The following is an 11051-nucleotide window of genomic DNA, read 5'->3' on the forward strand; positions in this document are numbered from 1 at the left end:
AACTTCACCCGAGCACGGTTTACTTCATGTGCATCCACACCTTCAGCGTTCCCCCAGACAGGACCGACAGGCAGACGTAACGGAGTCCTACTAGGACTTTCAGCCCCGTCAACCGGCACGAGCGTGAAAGAACCGAAAGGTCATTCGCGCAGGTCAGCGGCCATCGGCCGCTCATCGTGGCAGGTCGCAGCGCTCGCTGGTCTCTTCCGGGACAAGTGACCATGATGATCCACCTCTCGGCCCACTGCAACACCGCATTCACCGATCCCGACCACTTGATCCGCGCCTTGCGGCGTCACCTTCGTGAGCTCCAGTACCGCAGCTACGTCATCGACGGATGCCTTGCCGCCCCCGGACTCAAGATGACGACATCACGCCCACTACTTCAGCAGAGGCGATGGTGAGCGTGTACCACCAGCAGACGAAGAACCTCCTGGGACCAACATGCACCGCGCCCAGACACAGCGCCTTGCCCGTGCCGACGGCGGCTGAGGGGCAAAGCCGGACTCGGTCTCTCAGTCCGGTCACCTGCCACGCAACGACTCCGAGTCGATCAATCCCAGATGCCCGAGTTCAACGGAGCATAGTCAGCACCAAACCAGCACGGGAGTCAGCACCGCACCGTCAAATCACCCTGAAATACGCGTCCCGGACGGCACTCGTTTCGACCACCACCGATCCCCTGAGACGCCTTTCCACGAGCCGGCATGGTGGCCGTGTCGCCGTTCCTTGAACCGTGGTTCTGGATCACTTTCCGTGCCAGAGCCCACGGAGGGTCACCACAACCGCGATCATGAACGGCCGTGGATGATGTGTTCCTCCAGGACCTGTGGTTCCACCGGGTCGAAGGCGTTGTGCTCGAAAGTGCAGTGGTCGACGGCGAGTTGGTGATCGTGCGGGCCCGCGCGTCGGCGGAGCGGGCTGCGTGTCCTGCTTGCTCGACGACGTCGGGCCGAGTGCACAGCCGATACGTACGCCGCCTCGCCGACACCGCAGTCGGCGGTCGTCACGTGGTGATCGAGTTACAGGTCCGGCGGTTCCGCTGCCGCGACCGCGCCTGCCGGCAGGCCACGTTCGCCGAGCAGGTCGACGGGCTGACCTTCCGGCACGGGAGACGAAGCGCCGGGCTGCAGACGGTGCTGCAAAAGGTGGCGGTGATGCTGGCGGGCCGGGCCGGCGCCCGCCTGGCGGACACGCTCGCGGTCCGGGCGAGCCGGTCGACGCTCCTGCGGCTGATACGCCGCCTTCCGGAGCCGGAAGTGCACACACCACGGGTGCTCGGAGTGGACGAGTTCGCCCTGCGCAAGGGACACAACTACGGCACGATCCTGGTGGACATCGACACGCGCCGTCCGGTTGACCTGTTGCCCGACCGGGCCACGGCGACGGTGGCTGCCTGGCTCACCGACCATCCCGGCGTCGAGGTGATATGCCGTGACCGGTCGACCGCTTACGCCGAGGCCGGACGGCTCGGCGCCCCGGATGCGATCCATGTCGCGGACCGGTGGCACATCTGGAAAAACCTGGTGGAAGCCGTCGAGAAGACGGTCATCCAGCACCGCGCCCTGCTGCGCGAGCCGGAGGAAACTCCCCCGGTCCGCGCTGAGCCCTTTGAGAATCCGGCTCTTATGCCGCGTTCCCTGGATGAGCCACGACAGTCAGGCCGTCTGTCCGATCGGGTGCGGGAGCAGCACTCGGCCGTCCATGCCCTCCTGGATGAGGGGCTCGGGCTGCGGCCGATCGCCCGCCGGCTGGGCCTGGCCCGCAACACCGTTCGCCGACTCGCGAATGCGGCCACCGCGGACGAGCTCCTCGTCGGACGGTGGACCGGCAGGACCAGCATCCTCGATCCCTACAGGCCCTACCTGCATCAGCGGTGGGCGGAGGGCTGCACCGTCGCCCGCCGCCTGTTCGAGGAAGTTCGCGAGCGCGGCTATCCCGGTGGCGAGAGCGTCGTGAAGAAGTACGTGCAGCGGCTCCGCGAAGCCTTCCCGCACGACGATCCGCCCCGCAAAGCGCCGTCCGTGCGGGACGTGACCAGCTGGATCACCCGTCACCCCGACCGCCTCACCGAGGACCAGACCCAGCAGCTCAAGCAGATTCTCGCCCGCTGCCCCGCCCTCGGCATGACCGCCGAACACGTTCGTCTCTTCGCCGAGTTGATGAACGACCGCCGGGGCCGGGACCTCAGTCAGTGGACAGAGCGCGTGCAGGCTGACGACTTGCCCGCCCTGCATGGCTTTGTCACCGGCCTCGGCCAGGATTTCGATGCTGTCGTCGCCGGGCTCAGCCTGCCCTACAGCTCTGGAGCGGTCGAGGGCCACAACAACAAGATCAAGATGCTGAAGCGGCAGATGTTCGGCCGCGCCAACTTCGACCTGCTCCGCAAGCGGGTCCTCCTCGCAGCGTGAGGCCGTTCATGATCGTGGTTGTGGTGACCCTCCGTGGGCTCTGGCACGGAAAGTGATCCAGAACCCAGGTTCAGAGACCGCCGACAGGCCGCACGCATAGCGAACCCTCGAACTATGTTGCCCCACCACATGTGCGCCTGACCTGCGGATTCCTACGGTGTGGCGATACACAAACGTCCCCGTCACACCCCAGGAAGTGGTGCCGATGTCGTCGCCCGCAGCCGCTCCACCAGCCCCGAACAACCTCAAGCGCATCGTCGCCGCGTCCCTCATCGGCACCACCATCGAGTGGTACGACAACTCATCCGACCAGGGCTGCGACCTGCGGCTTTTCCATTGTTGACCCTTCCAGGTCAGCACCGAACCAGCACAGGAAATTCTCGTACTGGCCGGGGAACGAGGAAGCACCCGCCCTGGCCGACGGCTGCCCTGATGGCGCCCACCAGCGATCGTCACTGAAAGTAGCGCTCTCGCGCAGTAAGGGGCTGCAGTTGCTGTTTCGCAGCAGTGCGGGCTTCTCCAAGCGCCTCGGCTGGGCTGCTGGCCGCAACGATGGGCGCGATCCTCCGGCATGGCCTGTCCTTGGGCAGCCCAGCGCTTGGCGCCGTCGGTGCAGCGGTGAGCCTGTTCGCGAAGATCCTGTGGTACGGAGTGATGCGCTTCGTCGACCGGGATCTGTCCGAGGCTGATACCGCTTGGGTACGGCGGGAGCTGTCCCGTGCGAACGCCGCTCTCGCCGTCGCAGACGTCCGCTGGGCCGCGGCCAGGGACTGCTTGCCCGCAGGACGGACGGCCGGGACCGCGAACCGTGAGGTCATCGCGCCTCTACTGCCCTGCCTCCAGGTCACCTCGGTGAACCGGCCGGTACCGACCTCGGCTGTGAGGCCGCAGACTTCCGGCGCGTCCGCCCACTCACGTGGCAGATACAACTGCCGGTCCAGCGGGCAGGACGCGGTGTCGGTGGCGGCATGGGCGCTGACCGCGACCTGGCAGCTCGCCCGTTCGCCAACCGCCCCGCAGTACTACCGGGCCAACCCGACCGACGCGGTGCCGCGCTCGGGGAACGACACGCCGTCCACCACCCACACCTCGGGCGTGATCACCTCGGCCGGCCGCTCGGCGATCCGCCGCCCCACCGGCAGCGGATCCCACGGCGACTGGCTCACGAACTGCTGCAGGGCCTGCATGTTCCCGTCCGGCAGCCGCTCGGCCATCGGCTGGACCGACTTGCGCCAGCCGTCCGGCACCAGACCCCGCGGACAACACCCGCCCACCGCCGCTGATCCCGCCGCGGCAGCGAGGCGAACACATCGGCAACGAACTCCGCCAACTCACCCCGGAGCCGTTCCACCTCCCCCGACCTCATAACCGAAAGACACCCACCACCAGGAAAGATCACCCAAGGTGGCGGAGCATTACCAGAAAGTCCGATCGACGGGCCGCGCCTCCCCGTTGTTCACGTGGCGGGAAGCACGGCACCGTCGTCGGTCTCAGTCGTTCCGAGTCGGTTCGGTTGTGAGTTTCCTCTGGCGGGCGGCCTCGATGTAACGCGGGGCGAACTTCATCTCGTACGCCTCGGGCACGTCGTACGGAGATTGCCAGTGGTCCGGTACGAAGCTGTCGCCGTCCTCGTGGCAGAGGTGGCATGAGGCGCACCACTCGGTTCGCCATCCGTAGGCGACGGCGTGGACCCCGTCGAACGTCTCGTCCAGCGGACTGTCCACCCGGTACCAGCGGTGGAGATCGGTCGCGCCGCAGCGCGGACAGGGTGCCGAAAGGTCGGGAGCGGCCGGTTCCGCGTCGAACGCTGCCCGCCAGGCGTCCCGCAGTTCGGGCGGAACGAGCCGCCAACCGCCCGGCCCCGGCAGGGCGAGCTCATCCTCGTCGAACAGGTCCATCTCCCCGGCCTCGACAGAGCCGAGCATTCTGCATTCGCCCGTCGCCAGATCGACGCGGACGGGGCCGATGCCGATGGTCATCCGGGACGGGTCCCCGGTCTCCAGATAGCCCCGGTTCTGAAAGCCGAAGTAGACGGCCTCGCCGACCACGGTTACGGCACCCTCGACGGGCACCAGTTCCACCTGGGAGTTGAGCGGATCCTCGGCCACGTGCTGCCGGGCCAGTTCCGCCGCTCGTTCGAGACTGATCATCGGTCGGTCCTGAGGAATCCATAGCTCCGACAGACGCCTGGTCCAGCCTGCTCGGACTGTCCGTCGAGAAGTGTCGTGTGTCCGGATCGGTGTTCGCGGTATGTCTCTCGGTCGGTGACTCGTGGCTGAACGATGTTACGGGCCGGTGGCGTGCGTCGTACCTTTGCCGTGTGCCACCGGCCCGTTCCCCACGATGTCACACCACGGGGCGTGACCGGCCGGTCAGAAGAGGGCGAGCCGGGCGGACTCGGTCGCTCCCAGCATCCGACACCGCCCTGTCGCTCCATCGACGCACACGTAGCCCGTGCCGACAGCCATGTCCCTGAAATCTCCGCTGCGGAGGTAGGCGACCGACTGACAGCCGAAGTAGAAGGTGCTTCCTACCTGGGCGTGCTCTCCTTCGGCGAGTGCAAAGGTCATGTCCGCATGACTGACTTTCTCGTCCAGGAACTTCTGCGCCGACCTGGCCGCCTCTTCCCTGTCCAGCATCGGTCCGTCCTCAGGAGGGAGAATTTCCGCCACGGTGAGAGACCGGCGTGCCCCGACCGGCCGTCCAGGAACACCGCGTCTCCTTACAAGGCGAAAGGAGTTTAGGCCAAAGCAGTGTCCACGACTTCTTCCGCGGCGAGACTGCTGACCTGATCGGCCCCGGTCGGCGTGGCGATCGGGGCCGGTGGGCGCGGCACTGACCCAGGGCCGGCCACGGTGGCGGGCGGTACGCCGGGCGGCCGGGTTCACCAGCCATCGCCGATGTCGTAGTTGGCAGCGATCGGCATCCCGTCGTCCGCGAACACCACCACGAGGTAGCCGCCGGATCCGGTCAGCCCGGCGTAGAGCCGTTCCGCCAGCTCCGAGCTTGCGACGTCCTCGGACCGTGAGATCACGGTGAGCATCGCGGGCACCTGGTCTAGAGGTCCCGGGCCTGGCTCGAGCGGGCCGGAGTAGAGGGAAGCGCTCAGGTCATCGTTGGCGAACCAGTATTTGTATCCGTCGTGGTCGTCGGGTGTGATCGTTGCACCGTCGAACGGTGTTCCCAGGATACGGGAGACGTCTGCCCACAAGCGGCTGCCGAATTCCTCGCTCCGGAAATCGTCCGGCTGCACAGGACCGACATAGAAGTCGAAGTCCTTCTTGTATCCGTCGTACTGTGCGAAATCTGTCATCGAAATCTTTCTTCAGGTTGCCATGGACGGTGGGGGAGCCGCAGCCCTTCGAGGCGGGCAGCGGCTCCCCTTTCGGAGGACGGGTCTAGAAGTCCTCTTCGATCACGAAGTCCCTACCGATTATTACAACCCGTTGCAGGTACCCCTTGTGGGAAAACTGTCGGAGGCCGTCCCTGGCAGTGTCCTCGCTCATTCCGCCGGGCCGCAGGTCCACGTAGGCGACGTCCACCTGCTGGTCTCGGTCCGCCTTCTGTAGGTGCTTTTTAAGTCCGTCACTGCGATGGCTCGTCATCGACTTGAAGTCGGCCCGCTTGTCGTCGACCCAGGCATCACCCGCGTGCGGCGGGAGCTGGTCGTCGTTCCGGGACATCACTTCGTGGCCCATGATCGCCAGTGTCAAGGCCAGCTGGAATTCGTCGGGCTTGTCGAAGCCGAATTCGCTGGCGCCCTTCTTGGTGTTCTTGCGTTTCCAGGACTCGTCGATCCGCTCCATGATCTCCTCGGCTTCGTCGCGGTCCATTCCGCCCGTCAGTGCGTCCCGCAGGTCGTCACCGAGGTTGAACGCGCCGCAGCCGTCCCGCGCGCCGCGGCGGCACATGTCCTCGTTCATCTCCTCGACCATCTCGTCGATGGGGTTGGAGAGGTCCCACTTCCCGTCCAGGATCTGGTTCACCCGTTCCTTGCGGAGCATGGCCGCGATCTCGTGGTTGGTGAACAGGATCTCCTCGATGCTGCGCGAATACCGCGGCGCGCCCGGCGAGGCGCTGCCGGAGCGGCCGTCCTTGTAGACGTACGAGGTGCCGGCGGCACTGCTCTTCTTCGGCTTCCTGCCCTTGGCCTTGCGCTCGGCCTCGGTGTCCGGGATGCCGCCGGTGCAGGAGATCTCACCGGTGTGGCACTCGGGCACGCCGAGTCCGGACGGGTCGGCGACGGTCGTCGGGTTGTTGTTGGCGTAACCGTAGCCATTAAGCGACTGGTGCTGGTCCGGCATCAGCAGCGGGTCGACGCTGAGGAACTGACCCGTGGAGGTGTCGTACTCGCGGGCGTCGACCTGGGTGAGACCGGTGGAACTGTCGGCGCTCTTGCCGAGGAAGCCCTTGTCGTCCGGCCAGGTGCCGACGGTGCTGCCGCGGCTGGTGCCGAAGGGCGTGGTGTACCGCTTACTGAGCTCTTTCAGAGTGGCCACTGATCGGGTGACCGGCCAGCGGCCCGCAACGCACGAGGCTCCTGTGCCGTTGAGAGAGGTGTTCGACGTCTCAACTCAGCAGCGCAGGAGCCTCGTTGGTTCCCCATCCTGCCTCACTCGACCTGCCGCACGCCTTGGTCGAGTGGGTAACCATGCTCGTCGTCACCCGTGAGGGTGACCGCCGCTGCAAGCTCCCACCGCACCAGCGTGCTCTCGTCGCCTTGATCTACCTGCGTCGGCACGACCCGCTCACGCAGATCGCCGCGGGCTTCGGCATATCCGTCGGCACCGCCCACGCCTACGTCACCGCCGTCGTCGGCCACCTCGCCCGCCGGGCTCCCGGCCTGCTGCGAGTCCTGCGGGAGACCGATCCCGAGCACGTCCTGCTCGACGGCACGCTCGCCGAGTGCGACCGGGTCGGCGACAGCCGGGCCGATTTCTCGCAGAAGCACCGCCGCCACGGCGTGAACGTGCAGGTCGTCGCCGATCCCGCGGGCAACTTGCTGTGGATCTCGCCTGCGCTGCCCGGCCGCACCCATGACCTGACCGCGGCCCGCACCCACCGCATCATCCGGATCTGCGAACGCCAAGGAGTGCCCGTCCTCGCCGACCGCGCCTACATCGGCGCCGGCCCCTGGGTGACCACGCCGATCAGACGACTTCCGCACCAGGACCTCAGCCCGACCCAGCGGACGATCAACCGGGCCCTGTCAGCGGCACGGGCACCGGTCGAACGAAGCGTCGCGCGGCTCAAGTCCTGGCGCATCTTCCGCCGGTCACGCTGCAGCCCCAACCGCATGACCGCCATCGCCGCTGCCGTCCTCACCCTGGAGAGACAACGCTGAAAACGCTCACTGCTCGGTGAAGTACGCGGGCGGCCGCACCCGCATGCTGGAGGCGATGTTGCGCAGCACCGCACTGCTGACCGGTGGGGTGCGCGCCTCGACCACGGCGACCGCATCACCGACCCGGGTGAAGTACTGAACGAACTCGTACCTCGACCACTGCCACACCCCGGGCGCGACGGGGGTGCAGGCGGGTGCGGGCACCGGGTAGACGCTGGTGAGCGCCGCGCAGTGCGAGGGTGGTGTGAAGTTCGGCTGGCGGGGGCCCACCACGACCTGGATGACTCGGTGGAGTTCCTCCATGGATTCGGCGTGCTGGCCGGCGTCGTCCGGGGCGATCCGGTAGAAGAAGGTGGGCTGGCTGCTGTGCGCCGTTCCGCTGGTGCCGACGCCCTCCAGGTGGTAGCCGTCGGGCACGTTGGGCCCCAGCAACGGCACGCCCGCATGGGTGAGTTCGGTGCTCTGCTTGTGGTGGGCCAGCTGCGTGGAGGCGAAGGAGTCAAGCGGCATCAGCAGGGCCAGGGCGAGGGCGGCGGCGGCTCGCGGCCACAGGGGCCGGCGGGGCTGAGTGCACCAAGCCGCGAGAGCGTACGCTCCCGCGCACAGGGCCGCCTGGAGGAGGAGGGTGCCATTCGGCAGCCACCGCAGTGAATCCAGGCACCACAGCAGATACCAGCCAATGCCGGTGCCCAGCAGTGCGGTCAGCCAGGCCGGCCGGACCGCAAAAAGGCGCAAGACCAGCCAGGTGAGACCGAAGACCAGGACCGGCAGCAGGTAGGACCACCACAGGGCGTAGCCGAGACAGCCGAAGCCGGGCGCGCTGCGGCAGGCGCTGGAATTGACCACCAGCCGCATCGACAGCCCAGCAGCGGCCACCGCGACGACACCGGCCGCGGCGGCACATACCGCCCGCCTCGCCTGCCCAGCAGGCAGTTCGGTCACCGCAGCACCCATCGCATCCTCCCCCGGCCGTCGATTCGGGCCTGATCGTAAGTTGGCTGGGACGCCAGCACCTGAGTAGGCGTACTCAGGCGTATGTGTCTCAGCGACGGCAGCCTGGAGGGCATGGGCTCTCCTTCGGTGTGGGTCGACGGCGTCGTGGCGCTTGTTCTCGGCGCGGCGACGGCCTCGCTCGTCTTCTGGCTGGGCTGGCGCGTGCTGTTCGCCGGTGACGACTTCGGCTCTCCAGGGCCGCGTACGGCCCGTGCCGCCCGCCGCGCCGCCTGGAACAGCGGCTGCGTGATGGCGGTGGCCGGGAGCGGGTTGCTGGGGCTGCGGCTGTGGATCGCCGCAGCTGTACATCTGCTCCTGGCCGGGTCGGCGACCGTCCTGTTCACCGGCATCGCCGTCGAACACCGCTGACACAGAACGCCGGTGGCTCGGGGGTGGATGGTCCGACACCGCCCCCGGCCGGTCGACAGGCTGACACGCACAACCGCCTTGCTACAGGTCCGTGTGGCCAGTGCTCAGCGGTAGTCCGCGGGACGGTCTTGCATCCACACGGTGAGCCGGTCGCGGACTCCGATCAGCTGCGTGCGGTGGGCTTCCGGGTTGGCGGTCGAGCTGTCTTCGGCAAGGGCGGTGCGCAGCGAGGCGATCCAGCGCAGAGGCTCGGGGAAGTGTCCTGATCCCTTCGCCAGAGCCGCCCTCACCCTGGAGAGGCAACGCTGAAAACGCTCAGTGATCGTTCGCTTTCACCCGCCTGGCTGGCCTCGTGGACAGACAGAGTCTCCGGGGCCCTCGCGGCAATGACAGGCGAGTTCGAGCGTCGGCACGGCTTTCCCCCCGGCACCAACGAGGTCCGACCGGCCAGCCGCGACGATCAAACCGCAGCTCGTGCGCTTGCCCAAGCGGGCCTCACCCCGGCTGACCTGGCCACTTTCTACGACAGCATCGGCGACGTCACCTGGGCGGACGTCGGCAACGGCTACTTCCTCGACCCGGCAAGCGACGTCCTTCTGCGACTCCAGGAGAACGGCGCTGTCGATGCCGGCGCGGACCAGAAGGTGGCCATCGGCTCGAACGGCGGCGGCCTGTCCTACTTCGCGGGCCCTGACGGGTCGGTTCATCGAACGCGGACGGCATCACTGGACGAACCGGAACTCGACAAGGTAGCCGACGACCTGCGGCAGTTTCTGGAACTGCTGGAGCAATCCCTGACGCAGTTCGTCGCCGACGGCGAGCCGGGATCTCTCTAGGTCAGCCTGCGGGTGTCCCGTCGCATCGGAGCTGTCTCTGGATCTCGGCCTGAGCTGCTGGTTCGCCAAGTGGATCGAGAACACACCTCGCCGGATTCTCAACAGACGTGCTTCGGCGGAATCCCTAATGTTCGTCTGTCGCTCTCGGTTGGGCCATGCACCATGGTGGGGTGATGAGCACCGAAGCAGAGCCGGTCGAACACGATGACCGGTGGATCTTGAATCTCCGAGGGCGGGGCGTTGCTGGCGTTACTGTCGACTACCGCCTCACCCTGGCCCTCGACGAAGGTTGGGAAGTCGTACTCGAAACGCCTGCTCGGCTCTCATCCGGATCAGCCCACACCAATCCCGGCGTGCTACTGGTGCCGGAGACTCAGGACGTGGCCGCAGCCCTGCCGCTCTTCGGGACGAAGGTCGTCTCTGCGGTCGCCTTCAAATCCGGCACGCTTCGGATGGTGTTCGAGGATGGCACGCATCTGACGTGTCCAACCGATGCGGCGTTCGAGGCGTGGCAGATCACAGGGCCTGGAGGATGGCGGTTCGTGTCCCTGCCGGGAGGCGACCTTGGCGTCTGGTCCGCCTCCGCGGCGAATGAGAATCCGCAAGGTCGGTCTGTAGAGCATTGAGAATCTGTCAGCTGGAGTGCGACGGGACAGCGGGGCGCATTCTGTTAGCCGCTGTAAGAGGAAGTTCCCTCACGCTTCCAGCGCAATACCCCTGCGTCTGTGGTCGGCCGGTACGAGACCTGGTTACCCAGAGCACGGATCCCTGCCTCGCTCTCCAGTGCTTCGGCTGTGGATTCGAGGAAGTCGGCAAGGGAGGAGAAGGCGAGCTTCGGAGGAGCTTCCTCCGCGAAGTACATAACCGGAGCCTGTGTCGAGCTCGCGCCGGTGTCGAGATAATACCCATAGGAGGCGTCGGACTGCCGGGCGAACGGAATCCACTCGGGCTGCCACGTCCCACTCGCGAGAAGATCTCGATACAAGTCCACGACCTGGCGTAGGCAGGGGCCGTTGCGTGATCGCGTTTCGTCCGGAGTGCCGTGCTGGCCCGTCCTTGGAGGGGACGTCCCGGTTCGGACGGGAGCGGACGCAGTGC

At 66.9% G+C, this 11051-nt stretch carries 12 protein-coding genes and 1 pseudogene; 6 read left to right on the plus strand and 7 right to left on the minus strand.

The window, feature by feature from the left end; translation table 11 throughout:
* The first annotated feature begins 803 nt into the window (after nt 1–803).
* Together ACIP5W_RS35485 and ACIP5W_RS35490 are read left to right on the plus strand one after the other, a co-directional pair.
* Complete coding sequence (locus ACIP5W_RS35485; RefSeq protein WP_401482173.1) at nt 804–2411, plus strand: ISL3 family transposase; 1608 nt, start codon at nt 804–806, stop codon at nt 2409–2411.
* Nucleotides 2412–2616: 205 nt separating this feature from the next.
* The gene (locus tag ACIP5W_RS35490; protein WP_401482190.1) at nt 2617–2754 is read left to right on the plus strand and encodes a hypothetical protein; all 138 of its coding nucleotides are present in this window, start codon (nt 2617–2619) and stop codon (nt 2752–2754) included.
* A 523-nt stretch (nt 2755–3277) separates the two neighbouring features.
* Here ACIP5W_RS35490 and ACIP5W_RS35495 read toward each other — a convergent pair.
* The 5 genes and pseudogenes from ACIP5W_RS35495 to ACIP5W_RS35515 form a co-directional block, all read right to left on the minus strand.
* Nucleotides 3278–3777: pseudogene (locus tag ACIP5W_RS35495) on the minus strand (transposase); the annotation flags it as partial.
* A 124-nt stretch (nt 3778–3901) separates the two neighbouring features.
* Entirely contained in the window at nt 3902–4561 is a 660-nt protein-coding gene (locus ACIP5W_RS35500; protein ID WP_401482175.1) for a hypothetical protein, read from the minus strand.
* Nucleotides 4562–4783: 222 nt separating this feature from the next.
* Entirely contained in the window at nt 4784–5050 is a 267-nt protein-coding gene (locus ACIP5W_RS35505) for a YrhB domain-containing protein (RefSeq protein WP_401482177.1), read from the minus strand.
* A gap of 245 nt (nt 5051–5295) precedes the next feature.
* Nucleotides 5296–5724 (minus strand): hypothetical protein, encoded by a 429-nt coding sequence (locus ACIP5W_RS35510; RefSeq protein ID WP_401482179.1) that lies wholly within the window; start codon nt 5722–5724, stop codon nt 5296–5298.
* Nucleotides 5725–5809: 85 nt separating this feature from the next.
* The gene (locus tag ACIP5W_RS35515; RefSeq protein WP_401482181.1) at nt 5810–6910 is read right to left on the minus strand and encodes an RHS repeat domain-containing protein; all 1101 of its coding nucleotides are present in this window, start codon (nt 6908–6910) and stop codon (nt 5810–5812) included.
* 95 nt (nt 6911–7005) lie between these two features.
* On the opposite strand from ACIP5W_RS35515, the gene ACIP5W_RS35520 reads away from it, so the two are divergent.
* Nucleotides 7006–7755 (plus strand): transposase family protein, encoded by a 750-nt coding sequence (locus ACIP5W_RS35520; protein WP_307054357.1) that lies wholly within the window; start codon nt 7006–7008, stop codon nt 7753–7755.
* 6 nt (nt 7756–7761) lie between these two features.
* Here the strand turns inward: ACIP5W_RS35520 and ACIP5W_RS35525 are convergent, their stop codons facing one another.
* On the minus strand, nt 7762–8709 hold the full coding sequence (locus ACIP5W_RS35525) for a hypothetical protein (RefSeq protein ID WP_401482183.1): 948 nt from the start codon (nt 8707–8709) through the stop codon (nt 7762–7764).
* A gap of 81 nt (nt 8710–8790) precedes the next feature.
* Here ACIP5W_RS35525 and ACIP5W_RS35530 point away from each other — a divergent pair, with 81 nt between their 5' ends.
* Complete coding sequence (locus tag ACIP5W_RS35530; protein ID WP_401482185.1) at nt 8791–9117, plus strand: hypothetical protein; 327 nt, start codon at nt 8791–8793, stop codon at nt 9115–9117.
* 104 nt (nt 9118–9221) lie between these two features.
* On the opposite strand, the gene ACIP5W_RS35535 is transcribed toward ACIP5W_RS35530, so the two are convergent.
* The gene (locus ACIP5W_RS35535; RefSeq protein ID WP_356611105.1) at nt 9222–9407 is read right to left on the minus strand and encodes a hypothetical protein; all 186 of its coding nucleotides are present in this window, start codon (nt 9405–9407) and stop codon (nt 9222–9224) included.
* 96 nt (nt 9408–9503) lie between these two features.
* Between ACIP5W_RS35535 and ACIP5W_RS35540 the strand changes: the two genes are divergently transcribed.
* Both ACIP5W_RS35540 and ACIP5W_RS35545 read left to right on the plus strand, forming a co-directional pair.
* Entirely contained in the window at nt 9504–9953 is a 450-nt protein-coding gene (locus ACIP5W_RS35540; protein WP_401482187.1) for an SMI1/KNR4 family protein, read from the plus strand.
* Between the two features lie 173 nt (nt 9954–10126).
* Entirely contained in the window at nt 10127–10579 is a 453-nt protein-coding gene (locus ACIP5W_RS35545; RefSeq protein WP_401482189.1) for a DUF6188 family protein, read from the plus strand.
* Nucleotides 10580–11051: the final 472 nt, after the last annotated feature.

It is taken from the genome of Streptomyces sp. NPDC088766 (assembly GCF_044750845.1).
Lineage (GTDB): Bacteria > Actinomycetota > Actinomycetes > Streptomycetales > Streptomycetaceae > Streptomyces.